Origin of the sequence: Rhizobium sophoriradicis, from assembly GCF_025200795.1 — a bacterium.
In the GTDB taxonomy this organism is placed as follows: Bacteria; Pseudomonadota; Alphaproteobacteria; order Rhizobiales; family Rhizobiaceae; genus Rhizobium; species Rhizobium sophoriradicis.
In genome coordinates this window covers 695,679-715,838 of record NZ_CP104152.1, presented here as the reverse complement: position 1 = coordinate 715,838, position 20,160 = coordinate 695,679, and the positions used below count along the sequence as shown (strand labels likewise).

Genomic DNA, 20,160 nt, shown 5'->3' with positions numbered 1-20,160 from the left:
TTCACAGACCGGTCGGAAATATACGGGACAACCGATCGCCGGATACACCAATCATTCCGCTGCTTCGGACTCCAGGGGCGTGCGAATCCGCTACGGCCGAGATGAGGGCGCGAAGCAGCCGGCCCGTCATGGCGGCAATCATCGACGACTGCGCCCGAAACTGGATCGGGACGCAGATCGCAAAAGTTTCAGCTTTCGACCGGCTGGGAGGCCGCATACGGCGATGGCTTTGCTCGTGCGGCATTTTGGGTCGTGAAAGACACGACAAGGACGCCCAGACCGAGGAGTGCCGGAACGGATCCGGCGTAGTCGGACGCGTTCAGATGAGCCGATAGCGCCAGCAGCAGGTGAAAAAACATTCCGGAATAGGCGAGATCGCTCAGTCCGACGCTGACGCGGGAAAGGATCGCCGCCACTCCCAACAGTTTGACCGAAATCAGGAGCGGCACCAGATAGCCAGGAAAGCCAAGCTGACCCAACAGTTGTCGCACCGTGTCGCTTTGGGTGAGATAGAAGGTGGCGGACATAAGGTACAACGCCGAAAGAAGCGCGGTGCTGATCCAATAAATGTATTTGCGGGTCATGTTTACGCGGTTTTCCTCAGGACTTCGTTGCCGCGAACACGTTGCGGAAAGAGACAGGCGCACGGCCCGACAGCCGCTCGACATCATGTGTAAGCACATCGAAGTGTCCTTCGACAAAGGTCTTCTTGATGTCCATGATGGCATTGACAACAAGATCGGGCAGCCCGGCCTGGCCTAAGCCGCCACGCAGTTGCTCCTCGGTAATCGAGGCAAACACGATGGCCTTGCCAAGTGCCTCCGAAGCAACGGCGGCGACGTCATGCCCTGTTAGCGCATCTGGTCCCGTCAGATTGTAGATCGCGCCCGCGTGACCTTCGCCCAATACGGCTCCTGCTGTCGCTGCGGCCACGTCGTTGCGCGAGACATACGCGACGCGATCTTCGCCAAGTCCAGCGAGCATTCCTTGGCTCTGTGACATCATGACCTCGTCGATCATGGACTGTGCAAAGTAGTTCATGCGCAGGATCGTCCAGTGTGGAGCTGACTTGATCAGATGCTGTTCGGCTGTCCAGTAGGACTCGCCGAGTGCAGGAATGGCAGCCTCGCGTGTGCCTGCCGCCGACAGCAGGACGATATGCTGCACACCTGACTTCTCGGCCACGTCGATGGCGGACTTGAGCTGTGCACCGCGCGCGCCCGGACGCAGGTCTGCGCTTGGGATCAGCACCAGACGGTCGAGCCCGGCATAGGCGTCCTGAAGCGTCTCTGGCTGGTCATAGTCACCCTTGCGAGCCTCAACCCCGCTACCTGCCTTCTCCGGCGAGCGGGAAATGGCGACGATTTGGTGGCCGCCTCCGCGTGAGCTGAGTTCTTCGATGATGGCCGCACCCAGTTTCCCACTTGCGCCGTTGATGCCGATCTTCATGTCGTCGTCCTCTTCTGTTAACGAACAAAATGTACGTGACGATATGATCGATATCGGGTACATGCACAAGAATGCACACGAAAGTGCGCCACGCACATGGATGTGCGTGCCTCGATGGAGTTGCCAATGAACACCGCCGCCGCCACGCAGGCCGGGGACTTGCCTGCGAGCGAAGATCACAACAACTGCCGTGCGCTCGGCCAGATTCTTGATCGCATTGGCGACAAGTGGACCATCATGGTTGTCGGAGTGCTGTCACGGGGACCGTTGCGCTTCAACCAGATGATGCGCGAGATCGGCGGCGTGTCTCACCGGATGCTGACCCTCACTCTCCGCAGTCTTGAGCGCGATGGATTGGTGTCGCGCACGGCTTATGCCACCATCCCGCCGAAGGTGGAATATGCTCTCACCGACGCCGGGCGTTCGCTGATCGAGCCATTGCGGGTACTCAGCGATTGGGCAATCGACAATCGCCCTGTGATCGAGAAGGCTCGGGCGGACTTCGACAACCGCTAGATGTGAGCTTTCGGGAGGTTGTCCATTCAAAGCGGATTTAGGAGACTGGAGCTATCACACCTCGAGTCGGAAGGATCGCCGCGAATGAACATTCATAAGAATGCCCGACTGACGCCGTTGCGCCGGGAACAAATGGCGCTTGCTGTTATCGAAGGGCATCTGACCCAGGCTCAGGCAGCACAGGCCTATGGCGTCGCGGCCAAGATCGTCGCCCGTTGGGTCGAGCGTTTCAAGGCCGGTGGTCGAGAGGCGATGCTCGATCGTTCCTCCCGACCTCATGCCATGCCCCGGCAGACCAGTCAGGCGCTGGCGGAGCGCATCATCACGCTTCGCCGCCAGCGCCTGACTGGCAAGCACATCGCGATCGAAACCGGTGTATCTGCAGCGACGGTGAGCCGGGTTCTCAAGCGCGCAGGCCACTCCCGCCTCAAGGATATCGAGCCGGCCGAGCCTGTGCGTCGTTATGAACGCCAGGCTCCCGGCGAGATGATTCATATCGACATCAAGAAGCTCGGCCGGTTTCATGAGGTCGGCCACCGCATCACCGGCGATCGCACTCGCCAGAGTTCGCGCAGAGGCAAGAGTTGGGGCGCCGGTTGGGAATGCGTTCATGTGGCCATCGACGATGCCTCTCGCATCGCTTTCTCACAGATATTGCCGGACGAGACGAAAGAAAGCGCCGTGGCCTTCTTGAAGGCGGCATTGGCCTATTATGCCAGCCTCGGGATCGCGGTCGAGCGCGTCATGACCGACAATGGTCCCTGCTACACATCAAAGCCATTCGGCCAAGCTTGTCGCGACAACGGCCTCAAGCACGTTCGCACCAGACCATATACGCCTAAAACCAACGGAAAGGCCGAACGCTTCATCCAGACCGCCCTCAGAGAGTGGGCCTACGCCGTCGCCTATCCCAACTCGGACATGCGCGCCGCCGAACTGCCACGATGGCTTCATCGCTACAATTGGCACAGGCCTCACGGAAGTCTAAACTCAAAACCACCAATCACTAGGCTCGCTCTTACCCAGGACAACCTGTTGAGGCTCCACAGCTAGAGCTTTTCCGGATTAGCTTGAAGCATTCTGCCGGAGCAGGTTTTCGTCAGGGCAGAGGCAATTGGCGGTGGGCATACCTCCAGGTACGTCCGAGCCGGTCGCCTCTGATCCTGGCGGAAACATGCCCGGCCCTCCGGCCGCACCCCTTCGCCGTGGCGAAGCGATCGGTGCGTCCGGCGATTGCCAAGTCTTGCAGATTTGCCAGGCAAATCTGCGGGAGGGGCGCCGATGCGGATGGCTGTAGCGCAACCGCCATGTTCAATGATCCCCGCGCCATTTCGGTGCTTCATTCCGCCAGAGCGGAGATGGCGCCATCTTACGACAGCGCAGGTCTCAGCCGTCGCGCCCCCTCGCCGCCCATGAGGCGGTATCGTGATCGGGGTGCTGGTTGTTGCTCGCCTTGATCGCCGCGGCCCAGTCGGCGCCGTTGGTCTCGGTCGCACCGGTATTTTCCAATCCCGTGATCGTATCGAACCAGGCCACCATGTTCTCGGTGCAGGTATTGGCGAGCGGCGGGAAGGCGTTGGGATCGTCAAGCGAACCGATCATCAGGTTGGTCCGGCCGTTCTCCAGGTGGTGGAAAAACAAGGGCGTGCCGCAATTGGCGCAGAAGCCGCGCTCGACCAGTTCCGAGCTCTTCCAGAGGCTCGGCTTGCCGCGTGTCCAGGTCAGCGCATCATCGGGGGCGGCGACGAGCGCGGCAAAGACGTTGCCCGAGGCTTTCTGGCACATGCGGCAATGGCAGAGATGCGAATTGTCGAGCATGGCGCTTGCGTGGTAGCGCACGGCGCCGCACTGGCAGCCGCCGCTCACTTCCCTCTCGATGCGCTGCATTTTTTCTTCTCCTGCAAGAAGCGGGTTTGGCCGCATCTCTTTTAGGTTGTCGTCTTCCGATCGTCCAGATCCATCGCCTGCGTCGACACGGATTTGTCCGCACCATCGAAGCTCTTCGCTCGCGTATTCTGGGAGCAGAGTTCCCGCAGCAGGTTCCAACCTTTATCCGCGCAGCGCACCACGCCGTCGGCGGTGGGGAACTCTTTCGTGTCGATAAACGGAAAGTGCGGGCCATTCGGACGCTGGCGTAAATAATCATATGAATTGGCGAGCGAGTTTATCCACAATCAACTTTAACTCTATTGTATAGTTGATACCATTTTATGCATCTTCTGGGTTACTATTTGGAAAAATATAATATACCGTGCAGATGGGGCATGTTTATTCCGCGATTTCTTCGGCGACGTGGTGGGGCACCCAGATTGGAAATAGTAATTGGGCGGCGAACACTTTCGTCGTCCGCAGTATCACTGGGGGGAATAGTAAATGGCGACTACGACAGTTTCAGGCACGACCGTCACGTTTTCGAATTCAGGTGCGGCAGCCAATCTGACACAATCCGGCACCGAGGACGGCAGCCTTCAGTTCACGTTCGACGTCCTGGCCGCAAGCGGCGGCGGCGTGAAGACGACGATCTATTCGGTGGATGACGGCTTCAAGAACGATGACGGAGGGGCAGCGATCATCGTCACCAACAAGGCGTTTGTCGATTACAACAAGGACCTGCTGATGCAGGACGGCGTCGGCATTAGCTTCAGCCAAACCAGCCAGATGGGTGCAACATTCTGGATCGGCAGTGACAACAAGATCCACTATGACGCAGCCGGTATAAGCGCGCAGATCAACGCGCTCGATGCCGGAGAAATGTTCAAGGACACGATCCAGTACACGATCAAGATGTCGAACGGCACGCTCAGCGTCGGCACGCTGACGGTTATGATCAACGGCATCAACGACGCACCCGTCCTCAGCGGCAACCCAGCGACCCTGGCGGCAGGCGCCGAGGACACGCCCTACACCTTCAGCACCGCCGACCTGCTGGCCGGCTTTACCGATGCCGAGGGCGATCAGATGTCGGTCTCCGGCCTCACCGCCAATCATGGCGCCCTGGTCGACAACAATGACGGCACCTGGACCTTCACGCCTGATGTCAACTACAACGGCCCGGTCAGCCTCAGCTATACCGTCATCGACGGCAATGGCGGCAGTGTGCCGGCAAGCCAGAGCTTCACGCTTGATGCGGTCAATGACGCACCTGTTCTCAGCGGCAATGCGGCGACGCTGGCGGCAGGCACCGAGGACACGCCCTACACGTTCAGCAGCGCCGACCTGCTTGCCGGCTTCAGCGATGTCGACGGCGACCAGCTGTCGGTTGCCGGCCTCACCGCCGACCATGGCGCGCTCATTGACAACAATAACGGCACCTGGACCTTCACGCCTGATGCCAACTACAACGGCCCGGTCAGCCTGAGCTACAGCGTCACCGATGGAAACGGCGGCAATGTGCCGGCAACGCAGAGCTTCACGCTTGATGCCGTCAACGACGCCCCTGTTCTCAGCGGCAATGCGACGACGCTGGTCGCAGGCACCGAGGACACGCCCTACACCTTTAGCACTGCTGACCTGCTTGCCGGCTTCACCGATGTCGACGGCGATCAGCTGTCGGTTGCCGGCCTCACCGCCGAGCATGGCGCGCTGGTCGACAACAATGACGGCACCTGGACATTCACGCCGGATGCCAACTACAACGGCCCGGTCAGCCTCAGCTACAGCGTCAGCGACGGCAATGGCGGCAGTGTGCCGGCAAGCCAGAGCTTCACGCTGGCGGCGGTCAACGACGCGCCTGTTCTCAGCGGTAATGCGGCAACGCTTTCGGCAGGCACCGAGGACACGCCCTACACGATCAGCAGCGCCGACCTGCTTGCCGGCTTTACCGATGTCGACGGCGACCAGCTGTCGGTCGCCAGCCTCACCGCCAACCACGGCGCCCTCATCGACAACAACAACGGCACCTGGACCTTCACGCCTGATGCCAACTACAACGGCCCGGTCAGCCTCAGCTACTACGTCACCGACGGCAATGGCGGCAGTGTGCCGGCAAGCCAGAGCTTTACGCTTGATGCCGTCAACGACGCCCCCGTCCTCAGCGGCAACCCAGCGACCCTGGCGGCAGGCACCGAGGACACGCCCTACACCTTCAGCAGCGCCGACCTGCTGGCCGGCTTTACCGATGTCGACGGCGACCAGCTGTCGGTCTCCGGCCTCACCGCCGAGCATGGCGCGCTGGTCGACAACAATGACGGCACCTGGACATTCACACCTGATGCCAACTACAACGGCCCGGTCAGCCTCAGCTACAGCGTCAGCGACGGCAATGGCGGCAGTGTGCCGGCAAGCCAGAGCTTCACGCTTGATGCGGTCAATGACGCACCTGTTCTCAGCGGCAATGCGGCGACGCTGGCGGCAGGCACCGAGGACACGCCCTACACGATCAGCAGCGCTGACCTGCTTGCCGGCTTCACCGATGTCGACGGCGACCAGCTGTCGGTCGCCAGCCTCACCGCCGACCATGGCGCGCTCATCGACAACAATGACGGCACCTGGACCTTCACGCCTGATGCCAACTACAACGGCCCGGTCAGCCTCAGCTACACCGTCACCGACGGCAACGGCGGCAGTGTGCCGGCAAGCCAGAGCTTCACGCTTGATGCGGTCAATGACGCCCCTGTTCTCAGCGGCAATGCGGCGACGCTTTCGGTAGGCACCGAGGACACGGCCTACACGTTCAGCTCCGCCGACCTGCTTGCCGGCTTTACCGATGTCGACGGTGATCAGTTGTCGGTCTCCGGCCTCACCGCCGAGCATGGCGCCCTGGTCGACAACAATGACGGCAGCTGGACCTTCACGCCGGATGCCAACTACAACGGCCCGGTCAGCCTCAGCTACAGCGTCAGCGACGGCAATGGCGGCAGTGTGCCGGCAAGCCAGAGCTTCACGCTTGATGCGGTCAATGACGCACCTGTTCTCAGCGGCAATGCGGCGACGCTGGCGGCAGGCACCGAGGACACGCCCTACACGTTCAGCAGCGCTGACCTGCTTGCCGGCTTCACCGATGTCGACGGCGACCAGCTGTCGGTTGCCGGCCTCACCGCCGACCATGGCGCCCTGGTCGACAACAACAACGGCACCTGGACCTTCACGCCTGATGCCAACTACAACGGCCCGGTCAGCCTCAGCTACACCGTCACCGACGGCAACGGCGGCAGTGTGCCGGCAAGCCAGAGCTTCACGCTTGATGCGGTCAATGACGCCCCTGTTCTCAGCGGCAATGCGGCGACGCTTTCGGTAGGCACCGAGGACACGGCCTACACGTTCAGCTCCGCCGACCTGCTTGCCGGCTTTACCGATGTCGACGGCGATCAGCTGTCGGTCTCCGGCCTCACCGCCGATCATGGCGCCCTGGTCGACAACAATGACGGCACCTGGACATTCACACCTGATGCCAACTACAACGGCCCGGTCAGCCTCAGCTACAGCGTCAGCGATGGAAACGGCGGCAGTGTCGCGGCAAGCCAGAGCTTTGCGCTGACGGCGGTCAACGACGCGCCAGTCCTCAGCGGCAATGCGGCAACGCTTGCGGCGGGCAGCGAGGATACGGCCTACACCTTCAGCACCGCCGACCTGCTTGCCGGCTTCACCGATGTCGACGGCGACCAGCTGTCGGTCGCCGGCCTCACCGCCGAGCATGGCGCCCTCATCGTCAACAATGACGGCACCTGGAGCTTCACGCCTGATGCCAACTACAACGGCCCGGTCAGCCTCAGCTACTACGTCACCGACGGCAATGGCGGCAGTGTGCCGGCAAGCCAGAGCTTCACGCTTGATGCGGTCAATGACGCACCTGTTCTCAGCGGCAATGCGGCGACGCTGGCGGCAGGCACCGAGGACACGCCCTACACGTTCAGCAGCGCTGACCTGCTTGCCGGCTTCACCGATGTCGACGGCGACCAGCTGTCGGTTGCCGGCCTCACCGCCGACCATGGCGCGCTCATTGACAACAATAACGGCACCTGGACCTTCACGCCTGATGCCAACTACAACGGCCCGGTCAGCCTGAGCTACAGCGTCACCGATGGAAACGGCGGCAATGTGCCGGCAACGCAGAGCTTCACGCTTGATGCCGTCAACGACGCGCCGACGGCGGTTGTGTTGTCGAACACAGTGACGTCGGCGCCCGAAAATGGGGGCTTGATCAAAGTTGCCGATATCGCGGTGACGGATGTCGATTCCGGCAACAACGTATTGTCGCTGTCTGGAAGTGACGCCGCGTCATTCACGATCCTGAACGGGGCGCTCTACTTCAATGGTGGCGCGGACTTCGAAGCGAAGGCCGGCTACGACGTGACCGTTGATGTGAATGACGCAACGGTTGGCGGCACGCCGGATGCCTCGCATAACTTCCATCTCGGCATCACCGACGTGATCGAAAGCGACAGCGATACGAGCAATGACCACGATACGGATACAGCGACCGCCACCACGACAAATTGGGGCGAAACCAACGGTGTCGATACCAAGGTCGGAAATGCGGGTGACAATACAATCAGCGGCGGCAACTCTGGTGATATCCTCTATGGCCAGGCAGGTAACGACACGCTGAATGGAAATAACGGGGCCGATAAGCTCTACGGCCAGGCAGGTAACGACATACTGATCGGAAGCCAAGGCTTGGACACGTTGTACGGCGGCTCCGGCAACGACACGCTCAATGGCAGCGGCGAGCAGGATGACCTTTGGGGTGGCTCCGGCAATGACACCTTTGTGTTCACCTCAGTGGGCGACAGCACGTCCGTCTCCCCGGACACGATCCGTGACTTCCACCATGGGTTTGACAAGATCGACGTGAGCGGGCTCGACGCCTACACGGTCAATCCCAGCATCCCGGGCGATCAAGCCTTCGCCTGGGGTGGAACAACGGTGACGGCCCACGGTGCCTGGTACACGGAAAGCGGCGGCAACACGATCCTTCACTTCGATACCAACGGGGACGCGAATACCGACGAAACGACGATCGTCTTGACAGGCACAAACCTGGGCTTGACGGATTCGGACTTCCTCCTCTGATCAAAAGGGCGGCCAGCTTTCGGCCATCTCGCCACCGCGGCGGTTTCATCGCGGTGACGGGCCCACAGCCGATCTTTTCGATCGGCATGACGGAAGCACGGGTAAAAGCCGCCTGCGGTACTTGAAAGAAGAAGTATCATGTTTGCTTTCCTGAACCTCAGTGTTTTCGGCGGTCTTGTTGCCGCGAGCTTCGTCATCAACCTGCTGGCGCTGACCTCGCCGCTGTTCATGCTGCAGATCTACGACCGGGTTCTGGCGAGCGGAAGCGTTCCGACGCTGGTCGGCTTCGGTGTTCTCGCGCTCTGGCTTTACGGTTTTCAGGCGGCGCTCGACATCCTTCGCCAGCGCATCCTGCTGCGCATCGGCGAGCGCTTCGACCGGGACCTGTCCGACCGGGTGCATGCGGCGGTGACGCGCCTGCCGCTCATCGCCCGCATGCCCGGCGACGGCCTGCAGCCGCTGCGCGATCTCGATAATGTGCGCGGCTTCCTGTCGGGCGCCGGCCCGACGGCGCTCTTCGACCTTCCGTGGATCCCGCTCTATCTCGCCATCTGCTTCATCTTCCATTTCTGGCTCGGCATGACAGCGCTTGCCGGGGCGATCGTGCTGGTGTCGCTGACGCTGCTGACGAACATGCTTTCGCAGAAGGCAATCAAGGAGGCGACGGCCCACAACATGGCCCGCAACGGGCTGATGGAAGCCGCTCGCCGCAATGCCGAGGTCGTCCATGCGATGGGTCTTTCGCGCCGGATCGGCGCGCGCTGGCAGAAAGCCAATTCCGATTATCTCAAGGCGAACCGCCGGGCGGGCGATGTCACGGGCGGCCTTGGCGGCCTTGCCAAGGCGTTGCGCGCCATCCTGCAATCGACGATGCTCGGCGTTGGCGCATGGCTGGTCATCGATCAGGTCGCGACGCCCGGCGTGATGATCGCCGCTTCGATCATGATGGGCCGTGCGCTTGCCCCGGTCGATCTCGCTATCGCCAACTGGAAGCCCTTCCTTATGGCGCGGCAGAGCTGGGCCCGGCTGCAGGACATGCTGAAGACGGTGCCGGAACAACCGAGCGCCTTGCCGCTGCCGAAGCCGGTGCGGGAACTGCGCGCCGAAGAGCTCACCATCATTCCCCCCGGCGAACGCAGGCCGAATGTCGCCGGCGTCGGCTTTGTCATGCAGCGCGGAACCGCACTCGGCATCATCGGGCCGTCCGGCTCCGGCAAGTCGAGCCTCGCAAGGGTGCTGGTCGGGGCATGGGCGCCGGCGGCCGGGAATGTCCGCCTTGACGGGGCGAGCCTCGACCATTGGGACAGGGAGGCGCTTGGCCGCCATATCGGCTATCTGCCGCAGGGCGTCGAACTGTTCGACGGCAGCATCGCCGAGAACATCGCCCGCTTCGAGGAGGATCCCGATCCGGAGGCGATCGTGGCAGCGGCGAAAGCGGCGGGCGCGCACGAATTGATCCTTTCCTTCGGGAAGGGCTATGAGACCCGCATCGGCGAAGGCGGCTCGGCGCTGTCGGCCGGTCAGCGCCAGCGTCTCGGCATCGCCCGCGCGCTTTACGGCGATCCCTTCCTCGTGGTGATGGACGAGCCGAACGCCAACCTCGACGCCGAGGGCGAGGCAGCCGTGGTCAGGGCCATCGTCTCGGTGCGCGAGCGCGGCGGCATCGCCATCGTCGTCGCGCACCGGCCGAGCGCGATCAGCGTCGTCGACAAGGTGCTGATGATGGAGGCTGGCCGCCAGCGCGCCTTCGGTCCGAAAGACGAGGTGCTGTCCAAGGTTCTGCAGGTGGCTCCTGCTCCGGCCTCCGCCGCAAGGGGCCGTGCAGAGGCCGGCAACAGGCTCCAGACGAATACGGCGCGCAGACAGCTTGGAGCGCTTGAAACAAAATGATGATGGGGGACATCCATGACCGGGATTGACAGGGACGGCGGCCTTTCCGCTTCCATTCGCCGGCACTTGCTCGCCAGCTTGGTGATGTGTGGCGGCCTTGTCATCGGCGTTGGCGGCTGGGCATCGTCGACGAACCTTGCCGGCGCCGCGGTGGCCTCCGGCAGTTTCGTGGTCGACTCCTATGTCAAGAAGGTTCAGCATCCGACCGGCGGCGTGGTTGGCGAAATCCTGGTTCACGAGGGCTCGGAGGTGAAAGCCGGCGACGTAGTGCTCAGGCTCGACGCCACGGCGACGCGCGCCAATCTGGCGATCGTCACACGGCGGCTGGATGAATTCCAGGCGCGCTTCGCGCGGCTCGGAGCCGAACGCGACGACCTGCCGGCGATCGTCTTCCCTGACAGCCTGCTCGCTCGAAGCGACGATCCCGAAATCGTCGCGATCCTGCGCGGAGAAGAACGGCTCTTCGCCATCCGCCGCGAGGCGCTGCGAAGCAAGACGGCGCAATTGCGCGAACGCATTCTTCAGTACCAGCACGAGATCGAGGGCGTGAAGGCGCAGGAGATCGCCTATAGCGAGGGCATCGAGGTGCTCGACAGGGAAATCGCCTCCCTCACCTCGCTGCGCATGCAGGGTGCGGTATCGGACCAGCGGCTCAACAGCCTCAAGACCCAGCGCGCCACCTTCGGCGGTGACCGCGGCGAGCAGATCGCCGCCCAGGCGCAGGCTGCCGGCCGCATCACCGAGACGAACCTGCAGATTCTCCAGGTCGATCAGGATCTGAAGGCCGAGGTCGGACGGGAACTGCGCGACACGCAGGCGCAGATCGGCGAATATGTCGAGCGCAAGATTGCCGCCGAGGACGAGCTGAAGCGTACCGACATCGTTGCTCCGCAGTCCGGCATCGTCCATTCGCTCCAGGCGCATACGATCGGCGGCGTCCTGACGCCCGCCGATCCGATCATGCTGATCGTGCCGGAAAATGACAGCCTGGCGCTGGAAGTGCGGCTCGCGCCGAAGGACATCGATCAACTGCAGATCGGCCAGCGGGCGGTGCTGCGCATGTCGGCCTTCAACCAGCGCACCACGCCGGAGCTGAATGGCCATGTAAGCCTCATCGCCGCCGACCTCACCACCGACCAGCGCAGCGGGCTTTCCTATTACCTCGTGCGCATAGCGGTGCCGCCGGAAGAACTGCAGAAGCTGGATGGCCTGACGCTGCTGCCGGGCATGCCGGCCGAAGCCTTCATCCAGACCAGCGAGCGTACCGCGCTATCCTATCTGGTCAAACCGCTCACCGACCAGCTCACGCGAGCCTTCCGGGATGAATAGGGCGTCCTAAGGCGCATCTGCCTTGCGGCCTCGCGGCGACCCTCCTGACATGAGCGACCCACTCCGGCAGCTGAAGGTAGTCGTCTTCAGATCGTCCAGCCCCGCCGGAGCTGATTCGATTCTGATGCAAGGAGCGGCGTTGGAGCATGTCCCTCGAGGCTCCGGCCTCTGGCCTGCGCGCCTCAGGATGAGGGAGGCTGGAGCGTGCCGCGCCCTCTCTCCGACTTCATCCCAGGATGAGGGAGGTTGGAGGATGCCGCGCGCCCTCTCTCCGACCTCATCCTGAGGTGCCCCGCAGGGGCCTCGAAGGACGAGGTCGGCCACCGGCGTTGATGATGAGTGCAAGGAGCAGCGCAGGAGCGTGTCCTTCGAGGCTCCGGCCTTTGGCCTGCGCGCCTCAGGATGAGGGAGGTTGGAGGGGGCCGCGCCCTCTCTCCGACCTCATCCTGAGGTGCCCCGCAGGGGCCTCGAAGGACGAGGTCGGCCACCGCCGTTGATGATGAGTGCAAGGAGCAGCGTTGGAGCATGTCCTTCGAGGCTCCGGCCTTTGGCCTGCGCGCCTCAGGATGAGGGAGGTTAGAGGGGGCCGCGCCCTCTCTCCGACCTCATCCTGAGGTGCCCTGCAAGGGCCTCGAGGGACGAGGTCGGCCACGGGAGCGGTCTGAACAGTTTCGGCGGATTGATGGCCGCATCGCTTCGCGCGGATACCAGACATTGCGACATGTTGACGAATCGGGGTCGGGCCGACATTCTGACTGCGGCGTGGCCTATCGCCTAACCTCCTGGACCTTCCCCAGCATGGTCTTCAACGGAGGCAAAGGGACTTCAGTCTCAGGCCGCTGTCTTGGTCCGATCGTTTCGGGCGGGTTGCTGGGGAACTGCGTCCGGGACGTGAAAGGCCACACGATGACCCGAAACGGAAATCTTAAACGCCGTATACGTGCCCGCGCAGCCAAAACCGGCGAATCCTACACCGCCGCTCTCCAACACATTCGCAAGCCTGAGGACAATCCCTCGATCGGTTCGATGCGGATGGCTGTAGCGCAAACCTCCGTGTTCGATGATCCCCGTGACATTTCGGCGCTTCATTCCGCCGGAGCGGAGATGCGCCATCTGATGAAGGAAGCCCATAAGGCAGGCGCTCGCCTCATCCACTTTCCGGAAGGCGCCACCTGCTTCCCCAACAAGCGCATCATGTCCGAGAACGGCCCCCGGGAGATCGGTCCGTCCGATTGGACCCGCTGCCAGTGGGGCGTTCTTCGCGAGGAGGTGGAGGCGACCAGAAAGCTTGCGTGCCAGCTAAAACTATGGACGGTCTTTGGCTCCGTGCACCAGCTTACCGCGCCGAACCGGCCGCATAACAGCCTCTACGTCATTTCCGAGCGCGGCGAACTGGTGACCCGCTACGACGAGCGACTGCTGTCGAATACGAAGATCTCCTACATGTATTCACCGGGGAAAATTCCGGTGACATTCGCGGTAGACGGGTTTCGCTTCGGTTGCTCGCTCGGCATGGAGGTGCACTATCCGGAAATTTTCATCGAGTATGAGCGGCATGATGTCGATTGCGTTCTGTTCTCCACCTCAGGCGAGAGACCATCATCGGCCTTCGCCGCCGAAGCACTCGGCCACGCTGCAAGCAATTCATACTGGGTCAGTTTTTCAGCGCATGCGCCGCAGAGCATCGTTGCTCCCGCAGGGATAGCTGCCCCGGATGGTCAATGGGCTGCGCTGTGCCCCACGAATGGCGAAGCCGGGATTGCCGTCGCGGACATACGGACCGATCCGGAGCATCCTGCAAGACCGTGGCGGCGGAAGGCTCGTGCTGACCTTTACGCGCCACACCATGTCGAAGGTGATCCAAGGAGCGATAGCCGCAATCTGTTCTGACAACAAGATTGATCAGCGGTGCGCGCCCGCTGATCACACCACCGGCCTCGTCTCGGCAGGCTTGGCGACCTGGACGAGCGAGCTGGTATCTCCTGGTGACTTGCCTTTTTGCAGCGGCGCTCGCAAAAATGGCAGTGTCCGCCCCTTACCCGCTTGCCAGTTTAGCAAAGAGAGTCTTCAGACGATCTCTGGAAAAGCAAATATGGCCGAGAATGATTATGATGCCTTCGCGGCGGCCTATGACGCCGATAATGAAGCGAACGCCTGGAATGCCTATTACGAGCGTCCGGCAATCCTGTCCCTGGTTGGCGAAGTCGCCGGGCTTTCGGTGCTCGATGCGGGATGCGGCGGCGGGGCGCATGCGGCGGCGCTCGTCGAGCGAGGCGCCGTCGTCACCGGGATCGATGCCAGCGCCGGCATGCTCGAGAGCGCAGAGCGGCGCCTGGAAGGGCGCGCCCGCCTGTTGTCGGCGGATCTGAACGAGGCCTTGCCGTTCGAAAATCAGGCATTCGACCTGATCCTCGCCTCGCTTGTCATGCATTATCTGCCGGACTGGTCGAGGCCGCTCGCGGAATTCAACCGGCTGCTGCCGCAAGGCGGCCGGCTGGTCTTTTCCACCCACCACCCCTTCATGGATCACCCGTCGAGCGGCCACGACAATTATTTCGAGACCTACAGTTTCGACGAGACCTGGCAGCGCGGCGGACAGGAGATCGCCATGCGCTTCTGGCATCGGCCGCTGCATGCCATGTTCGACGCACTGAAATCGGCCGGCTTTCACATCGATACCGTCAGCGAGCCCAAGCCCGATCCTCAAGCTGCCACGCTTTTTCCCAAAGCCTATCAGAGCCTGACGACTGCGCCGCGGTTCCTGTTCTTCTCGGTGGTGAAGGCATGACGATATGGATGACGGCACTATCCCTGCCTCGCCCTGTGCATCGGGCCGTCACTTCTTCTCCTCCCAATGGCTTTGCCAGAGGTCGAGCCGGAGCTTCAGCGGATCGGCTCCTACCTTCACGCCGAGATTGGTGAAGTCGACCACCCTGTCGACGGCGGCGTTGTGGTTGGGCCATTTGGGCCGTGAGCCTCCATTGGGGTCACCATTCGCAGCAAACCCCATCCAGTAAGCACTCGCCAATGTGGCCATGGCCCAGTCGGCTGGCGTCACTCCGTCTTTCACCAGCGCGTTTGGCATGTCGAAAATATAGGGAATTTCGGCGCCGTGCGGAGCGCCTTTCCATGTCGGATCATCGCGTAAGGCCTCGGCGACATAGGAAAAACGATACCACCATGTCGGCTGCCCGGTGCGGGCGATCTCGTCAGCGAGGTGGCGGGATGGCTCGACAAGCGTTCTGTCGGCCAGAACCTGCTGCTTCAGTTCATCGAGGCTCTGCTGGCCGCTGGGATCGTAGAGGCTGCGGGCTTCGGCGGCACGGCTTCCGAACAGCGCGAAGAGATCGTCTTTCGTCGCTGCCTGACCGAGACCGAGACCGCGATCATTGGCCCCGATAATAACCGGAACCGGCGCCTGACGGCTTGCCGCAAAAGCCGCTTCCGGCGTTTCGAGCAAAAACCGTCCGTCAATCATCGGGCCTGAGATGCCGATGACGGGCTTGCCTGTCGCCATTCCCGCCAGCACCTCCTGCGCCGATGCACCCTCGGTCAGCTTTTCCGCAGGCAGCGCCCGAAGGGCGGTGAGAGCGTCGGCATCGCTGCCGTGGATTCTGAGAGAAGCCGCATAGTCCAAGGCGGTTTTTTCTGCTTCCTTCAAAGGTGACAAGGGCGTGATCTCAGCACGCGCCGTCGGCAGGCCCGGTGATTGCAGAATGGCGCCCCGGAAAAGCCCCAGTGACAATGGCGATATCATATGCGCCATCACCGAGCCGCCACCGGCCGACTGTCCGAATATCGTCACTTTCTTCGGATCACCGCCGAAGGCATCGATATTCTGCCGGACCCATTTCAGGGCGGCCAGCTGATCCATATAACCATAGTTGCCGACCGGCTCGTCAGGGGATTCCTTCATCAGCGCCGGATGGGCAAAATAACCCAATCGCCCCATGCGGTAGTTCATGCTGACGAACACGACTTTCCGGGCGGCCAGCTGGGCACCGGGATACTGAGCGGTGTTTCCATGGACAAGAGCGTCGCCGGAAATCCAAACCATCACCGGCATCGGTGTCGGCGGCCGCTTGGCGGGGGTCCAGACATTGAGGGTCAAACAATCCTCTGACTTCGGCAGGTCGTCGGTCTGCATGCAGGACGGACCGAAATCGCGGGCATCCCTGATGCCGCTCCATTCCTCCGCGGGTCTCGGATTGCGCCATCTGAGATCACCAACCGGTGGCGCCGCATAGGGTATGCCCTTGAAGCTGACGACCGTGCCCGACCTCTCACCCTTCAGCATTCCGCTGTCGATCGTCACGATATCGTCCGCCGCACCTGATCTTGGCGCGAACCCCATCTGACACGATGCGACGACTAAAAGGAGCAGGAACTTGCGACGGCCGTCCATAAACACCGCCACTCTCCACCGCAAAGTTGAGACAGTTTGAGTGCAAATTACTCTCGTAGAGCGGCAACGAAAAGAGTTCGTCCGACCGCAGCGTGACCCCGCGGTTCCTTTTCTTCTCGGCGGTGAAGGCATAAGGAAGAGCGATGAGAGTCGACATTCTGAACAACGGAAAGGTAATCGGGCATTGCAATCTCGCTCCGATCGACCCGTCCATGGGCGTTGCAGGGGGACGGTTTGATCCGACACCAGAGTACGATCCGAGCTTTCATGCTTTTGTAGTTGACGGTGACTACAAGGATATTGCTGGCGTTGCCCAGCTTTCCGCACATTCAGCAGAGTTCGGTCCTATCCGGTGCAAAGGCGTCGCGATCGAAGATTTCAACGAAAGCCTGAATGAAATCACCGTCGTTATCTTGGGTATGGCCTATCCCGAATATGAAATCGCCTTTGCATTCCCCGGGGCATAGAGCGGAGACTATCGATGCGGCTGATCAGAATATTCCGTCGGAGCGGGAACAAGAAGCTCCGCCAATCGTAAGTATGGTGGGCCGTGCGGAGGTGCTGATAACACAGCCATGCACTTCGATACTCTGTGCGGCCCGCCCCGCTAAAAACCAGGCCCTCAACCCTCTCCGCCGCACCTGGACCTTGCCGCAGCCAAGGCAGCTGCGGCGGCATCGGCGCAGATGTTTGCGTGGGAGCGCGGCAAAGGCAGCAAGGAAGTTGCCCATCAGCCGCTCGGCCGATCACATGCCCTCTGCCTCACCTCAGCGGATGTCGGTCTCTTCGCTGACGCCGACCCGGTGGCGGTAGACCATTTCCCAGCCTTTCCAGCCGTTGAACAAAAGAAGCGCAACGGCGAGCAGAGACAGAACCAGCCCGGTCGGCACGATGAAATCCGGGCCCTGGACGAGCCGGCGCCAAAGGCTGACGGCTTCGATCAGAACGACGACGACATTGCCGATCATGTGGAGCCAGGCATCCCGCAAGGCGCGGATGCGGGCATCCCCCAAAAAATCGGTCAGTCCGGCGAGCGCTGCCAGTGCCGCCATGACGAGGCCGGCTGCGAGCATCCAGTTCGACGCCGCCGGCCAGAACGGATTGTCGGATTGGCTGTGAATGATGTCGGTGACCAGCGTTCCGGCGAAGAAGGCGACCGGGAACGGGATCAACATCGGATGAATCGGATGGCCGGCAATGCTCAACGTGCTTTTCGGGTTCATCTGCTGCCTCCGACGGTTTCAGTTGTGCGCTTCCTAACAATCGAAGGCATCGTCGGTTCCCGGCCTGTCGCGGGTGCGGAGGCGCCCACTCTTTGTCATCCCAGGCATTGGGGAATCTATCGCCGCAGTCGACGATGGGTCCTCGGGTCGAGCCCGAGGACGACGGAGGAGGGGGTGGGCTCCGTGGCAAATCCAGCGGTGGTTGAGGGAATAGCAGCGGCGTCGTTGCGCCTCTTGCCGATGGCCCTTCCCGCGCTCCGCCGTTCCGGACCTTGAGCCCGAAAACCGTGGCCGCAGTCGACAAGCCCGGCCTGGAGATCGGCGAGGGCTGCCCCTCATCCGGCTGCCGCCACCTTCTCCCCGCCCGCGGGGAGAAGGGGACATGCCGCAACCTCTCGGTCTCTCTCCAGCCTCTTGCAAGGCACGTCCCCTCTCCCCGTCAGAACGGGGAGAGGGCTAGGGTGAGGGGCCAATCTGAGGACGACGGAGGGGGTGAGCTCTGCCGCAACAAGCTTCACCCACCCCTTGATTTCCGCAGCGCGATCAGCCCTCGCCGCAGCCACAGCACTTGCTGCGGCGGCATGTGGCGCAGATGGTCGTAGTCCATCACCGCGACATTATAGACCGTGCTCCTCACCTGCGGGCCGTCCTCGCAGGCAAGCAGGATCGCCTGCAGCGCCATCATCCGGTTGCTGGCCTTGCGGGCGCGGTCGGCGAGGCTTTCGGTCACCTCACCTTCATGGCCCTTGACGGCAAAGAGCGATTGGGCCCTCGGGCTCGGGGCCGGGATGCCCGTGGTCTTGTGGTAGCGGGCCATGGCTTCGGCATAGTCGTCGCCGGCCTGGCGTTGTTCGTCGGTGATGACGCCGTCGAGGAACATGCGGCCGAGCGTGTAGCCGGCATAGGGGCTCCTGACCGTCTCGTCATCAACCGTCCTGCTGAAGCCGTGGATGCGGCGGCGGGCGGCGACCGCGACACTGACATTGTCCTTCTCGGTCTCGAAGGGCTTGATCTTGCCGCAGGGGAAACGCTCGACATTCGCCTTGCGCGGCCGGCCGGCGCCTTTGTTTACCCGCTGTGTCTTCACCTTGGTGGCCTTGCCGCCCATGGAAATTCCTTCCTATCGAATGATGCCGTTTCGGAGCGCTGCGGCGACCAGGGCGGTCTCCTTGAAGACGCTGAGTTTCGCCTTGGCGTTTGAAATGTGGGTGTTGACGGTAATCGGCGAGATGCCGAGGATGGCGCCGATCTCGGCGGCGGTCTTGCCTGCCGCCATCCAGCCGATGATTTCGAGCTCGCGCGGGGTGACGGCGCTCATGGCGCCGGCCCGTCGATGGTCGGCACGCGCGGCATCGTCACATGGGCGCCTGAGAGCGTCACCCGCGTCACCCGGTCGGGATGGCGGGTCGGCGCGGACACCTCAGCGTCAGGCGGCCTGGGCGCCAGCTGGCGCGAGGGAAACCGGTCGCGGTTGCGGTGCGCCATGTTGATGACGGTGTTCTTCTTCGAGCCGAACAGCTCAGCGATCTCTCGTGCCGAAAAGCCCGCCTGCCAGAATTTCTGCGCCTCGGCGATCTTGTCTTCGGTCCAGAACAGCTCTCTCATCCCATCGTCTCCTGTGCGTCTCGTGCGGCCCTTGCGATGACCGGGTTGTCGGGAAACATGCTGGCGAGCTGCCGCCTGGCGTTCAGGCTGCCGTTCGCCGCCTGTCTCAGCAGCTGCATCTTGTAGGCCGCGACCTTCGGCTGCGACGGTTCCGGCCGCACTTCGATCGGCGGCCGGCTTTCCCTTGTCATCACCGCCTGCTGCTGGCGGGCCAGTTCGGCAAAGCTCGCGGCACTGGGGGCGAAGGCGCGGTTGTGATCCCTCACCTTTCCGGCGAGGAACAGCTTGGCGGCGCGCCAGACCGCCTCGGCCGGAATGCCGTCGATGGCGACGAGATAGGCGCGGATCTGCATGTCGGGATCAATGCCGGCGGAGACCGGAAAGCCCGAAAGCATCCCCGCTATGATCGTCACCGGAGAGGAAATCTCGTGCGGCATCGACCAATGTCCTTCTGCCCCTGTTTGCATCACCCGATCCCGCTTCCCTCGCCTTCTCATTGAAATACCAATCCGATTTGATCGCCCGCCAGCCGCGCAGGATCTGCATCTCGGCGGCCTCGACCGGATTGCCGGTCTTCAGATATTCCTTGACCTGGATCTTCGCCGCGTAAGCCGTCAGCGGCTTCTTCAGGGTGCGGCTGCGATGCTCGATGATCGCCGCCGCCAGCTCCTGCCCCAGCACCGGGCTGAGGATCTCCATGATGTCCTTGTCCATCGTTTCCCTTTCCATGCG

General features: G+C 62.3%; 19 protein-coding genes. 8 read left to right on the top strand and 11 right to left on the bottom strand.

What is annotated here, in order from left to right; translation table 11 throughout:
- Nucleotides 1-188 precede the first annotated feature (188 nt).
- Both N2597_RS03425 and N2597_RS03420 read right to left on the bottom strand, forming a co-directional pair.
- Nucleotides 189-584: a DoxX family protein gene (locus N2597_RS03425; RefSeq protein WP_009986063.1), complete on the bottom strand. Its 396-nt coding sequence runs from the start codon at nucleotides 582-584 to the stop codon at nucleotides 189-191.
- Nucleotides 585-600: 16 nt separating this feature from the next.
- Nucleotides 601-1,449, bottom strand: a complete 849-nt coding sequence (locus N2597_RS03420; RefSeq protein WP_183598855.1) for an SDR family oxidoreductase — start codon at nucleotides 1,447-1,449, stop codon at nucleotides 601-603.
- 126 nt (nucleotides 1,450-1,575) lie between these two features.
- Between N2597_RS03420 and N2597_RS03415 the strand changes: the two genes are divergently transcribed.
- Both N2597_RS03415 and N2597_RS03410 read left to right on the top strand, forming a co-directional pair.
- On the top strand, nucleotides 1,576-1,965 hold the full coding sequence (locus N2597_RS03415) for a winged helix-turn-helix transcriptional regulator (RefSeq protein WP_051649832.1): 390 nt from the start codon (nucleotides 1,576-1,578) through the stop codon (nucleotides 1,963-1,965).
- A gap of 84 nt (nucleotides 1,966-2,049) precedes the next feature.
- On the top strand, nucleotides 2,050-3,018 hold the full coding sequence (locus N2597_RS03410) for an IS481-like element ISRel2 family transposase (RefSeq protein WP_341356220.1): 969 nt from the start codon (nucleotides 2,050-2,052) through the stop codon (nucleotides 3,016-3,018).
- Between the two features lie 333 nt (nucleotides 3,019-3,351).
- On the opposite strand, the gene N2597_RS03405 is transcribed toward N2597_RS03410, so the two are convergent.
- Nucleotides 3,352-3,852 (bottom strand): GFA family protein, encoded by a 501-nt coding sequence (locus N2597_RS03405; protein ID WP_096771765.1) that lies wholly within the window; start codon nucleotides 3,850-3,852, stop codon nucleotides 3,352-3,354.
- 41 nt (nucleotides 3,853-3,893) lie between these two features.
- Nucleotides 3,894-4,139, bottom strand: coding sequence for a hypothetical protein (locus tag N2597_RS03400; RefSeq protein WP_183599097.1), 246 nt, complete (start codon nucleotides 4,137-4,139; stop codon nucleotides 3,894-3,896).
- Between the two features lie 199 nt (nucleotides 4,140-4,338).
- Here N2597_RS03400 and N2597_RS03395 point away from each other — a divergent pair, with 199 nt between their 5' ends.
- The 5 genes from N2597_RS03395 (at nucleotide 4,339) to N2597_RS03375 (ending at nucleotide 14,983) form a co-directional block, all read left to right on the top strand.
- Nucleotides 4,339-8,976 carry a cadherin-like domain-containing protein gene (locus N2597_RS03395; RefSeq protein WP_183599099.1) on the top strand — a complete coding sequence of 1,546 codons (4,638 nt, stop codon included), beginning with the start codon at nucleotides 4,339-4,341 and terminating at the stop codon, nucleotides 8,974-8,976.
- Nucleotides 8,977-9,114: 138 nt separating this feature from the next.
- On the top strand, nucleotides 9,115-10,866 hold the full coding sequence (locus tag N2597_RS03390) for a type I secretion system permease/ATPase (protein ID WP_086156105.1): 1,752 nt from the start codon (nucleotides 9,115-9,117) through the stop codon (nucleotides 10,864-10,866).
- A gap of 15 nt (nucleotides 10,867-10,881) precedes the next feature.
- Nucleotides 10,882-12,195, top strand: a complete 1,314-nt coding sequence (locus tag N2597_RS03385) for an HlyD family type I secretion periplasmic adaptor subunit (protein ID WP_086156104.1) — start codon at nucleotides 10,882-10,884, stop codon at nucleotides 12,193-12,195.
- A gap of 906 nt (nucleotides 12,196-13,101) precedes the next feature.
- The gene (locus N2597_RS03380) at nucleotides 13,102-14,085 is read left to right on the top strand and encodes a carbon-nitrogen hydrolase family protein (protein WP_183599171.1); all 984 of its coding nucleotides are present in this window, start codon (nucleotides 13,102-13,104) and stop codon (nucleotides 14,083-14,085) included.
- A gap of 202 nt (nucleotides 14,086-14,287) precedes the next feature.
- Nucleotides 14,288-14,983 carry a class I SAM-dependent methyltransferase gene (locus tag N2597_RS03375; RefSeq protein ID WP_183599101.1) on the top strand — a complete coding sequence of 232 codons (696 nt, stop codon included), beginning with the start codon at nucleotides 14,288-14,290 and terminating at the stop codon, nucleotides 14,981-14,983.
- A 48-nt stretch (nucleotides 14,984-15,031) separates the two neighbouring features.
- On the opposite strand, the gene N2597_RS03370 is transcribed toward N2597_RS03375, so the two are convergent.
- Complete coding sequence (locus tag N2597_RS03370; protein WP_183599103.1) at nucleotides 15,032-16,606, bottom strand: carboxylesterase/lipase family protein; 1,575 nt, start codon at nucleotides 16,604-16,606, stop codon at nucleotides 15,032-15,034.
- A 137-nt stretch (nucleotides 16,607-16,743) separates the two neighbouring features.
- Here N2597_RS03370 and N2597_RS03365 point away from each other — a divergent pair, with 137 nt between their 5' ends.
- Nucleotides 16,744-17,067 (top strand): hypothetical protein, encoded by a 324-nt coding sequence (locus N2597_RS03365; protein ID WP_086156101.1) that lies wholly within the window; start codon nucleotides 16,744-16,746, stop codon nucleotides 17,065-17,067.
- A 300-nt stretch (nucleotides 17,068-17,367) separates the two neighbouring features.
- Here N2597_RS03365 and N2597_RS03360 read toward each other — a convergent pair whose 3' ends face one another.
- The 6 genes from N2597_RS03360 to N2597_RS03335 form a co-directional block, all read right to left on the bottom strand.
- Nucleotides 17,368-17,823: a DUF2231 domain-containing protein gene (locus tag N2597_RS03360; protein WP_086156100.1), complete on the bottom strand. Its 456-nt coding sequence runs from the start codon at nucleotides 17,821-17,823 to the stop codon at nucleotides 17,368-17,370.
- A gap of 514 nt (nucleotides 17,824-18,337) precedes the next feature.
- Nucleotides 18,338-18,931, bottom strand: coding sequence for a hypothetical protein (locus N2597_RS03355; RefSeq protein WP_096762544.1), 594 nt, complete (start codon nucleotides 18,929-18,931; stop codon nucleotides 18,338-18,340).
- Nucleotides 18,932-18,943: 12 nt separating this feature from the next.
- Nucleotides 18,944-19,141, bottom strand: a complete 198-nt coding sequence (locus tag N2597_RS03350; protein WP_009988213.1) for a response regulator transcription factor — start codon at nucleotides 19,139-19,141, stop codon at nucleotides 18,944-18,946.
- Nucleotides 19,138-19,428 carry a GcrA family cell cycle regulator gene (locus tag N2597_RS03345; RefSeq protein ID WP_086156098.1) on the bottom strand — a complete coding sequence of 97 codons (291 nt, stop codon included), beginning with the start codon at nucleotides 19,426-19,428 and terminating at the stop codon, nucleotides 19,138-19,140. Before N2597_RS03345 ends, N2597_RS03350 begins: the two co-directional genes overlap by 4 nt.
- A complete protein-coding gene (locus N2597_RS03340) occupies nucleotides 19,425-19,823 on the bottom strand; it encodes a hypothetical protein (protein WP_086156097.1) in 399 nt (132 codons plus the stop codon). Before N2597_RS03340 ends, N2597_RS03345 begins: the two co-directional genes overlap by 4 nt.
- Entirely contained in the window at nucleotides 19,789-20,157 is a 369-nt protein-coding gene (locus tag N2597_RS03335; protein ID WP_183599105.1) for a hypothetical protein, read from the bottom strand. Before N2597_RS03335 ends, N2597_RS03340 begins: the two co-directional genes overlap by 35 nt.
- Between the last annotated feature and the right edge of the window lie 3 nt (nucleotides 20,158-20,160).

Coding starts and splice junctions, on each gene's coding strand:
- N2597_RS03410 (WP_341356220.1), top strand. CDS start 2,050: ATGAACATTCATAAGAATGCCCGACTGACGCCGTTGCGCCGGGAACAA.
- N2597_RS03355 (WP_096762544.1), bottom strand. CDS start 18,931: ATGGGCGGCAAGGCCACCAAGGTGAAGACACAGCGGGTAAACAAAGGC.
- N2597_RS03335 (WP_183599105.1), bottom strand. CDS start 20,157: ATGGAAAGGGAAACGATGGACAAGGACATCATGGAGATCCTCAGCCCG.
- N2597_RS03380 (WP_183599171.1), top strand. CDS start 13,102: ATGACCCGAAACGGAAATCTTAAACGCCGTATACGTGCCCGCGCAGCC.
- N2597_RS03395 (WP_183599099.1), top strand. CDS start 4,339: ATGGCGACTACGACAGTTTCAGGCACGACCGTCACGTTTTCGAATTCA.
- N2597_RS03350 (WP_009988213.1), bottom strand. CDS start 19,141: ATGAGCGCCGTCACCCCGCGCGAGCTCGAAATCATCGGCTGGATGGCG.
- N2597_RS03360 (WP_086156100.1), bottom strand. CDS start 17,823: ATGAACCCGAAAAGCACGTTGAGCATTGCCGGCCATCCGATTCATCCG.
- N2597_RS03420 (WP_183598855.1), bottom strand. CDS start 1,449: ATGAAGATCGGCATCAACGGCGCAAGTGGGAAACTGGGTGCGGCCATC.
- N2597_RS03405 (WP_096771765.1), bottom strand. CDS start 3,852: ATGCAGCGCATCGAGAGGGAAGTGAGCGGCGGCTGCCAGTGCGGCGCC.
- N2597_RS03375 (WP_183599101.1), top strand. CDS start 14,288: ATGGCCGAGAATGATTATGATGCCTTCGCGGCGGCCTATGACGCCGAT.
- N2597_RS03390 (WP_086156105.1), top strand. CDS start 9,115: ATGTTTGCTTTCCTGAACCTCAGTGTTTTCGGCGGTCTTGTTGCCGCG.
- N2597_RS03340 (WP_086156097.1), bottom strand. CDS start 19,823: ATGCTTTCGGGCTTTCCGGTCTCCGCCGGCATTGATCCCGACATGCAG.
- N2597_RS03385 (WP_086156104.1), top strand. CDS start 10,882: ATGACCGGGATTGACAGGGACGGCGGCCTTTCCGCTTCCATTCGCCGG.
- N2597_RS03425 (WP_009986063.1), bottom strand. CDS start 584: ATGACCCGCAAATACATTTATTGGATCAGCACCGCGCTTCTTTCGGCG.
- N2597_RS03345 (WP_086156098.1), bottom strand. CDS start 19,428: ATGAGAGAGCTGTTCTGGACCGAAGACAAGATCGCCGAGGCGCAGAAA.
- N2597_RS03365 (WP_086156101.1), top strand. CDS start 16,744: ATGAGAGTCGACATTCTGAACAACGGAAAGGTAATCGGGCATTGCAAT.
- N2597_RS03415 (WP_051649832.1), top strand. CDS start 1,576: ATGAACACCGCCGCCGCCACGCAGGCCGGGGACTTGCCTGCGAGCGAA.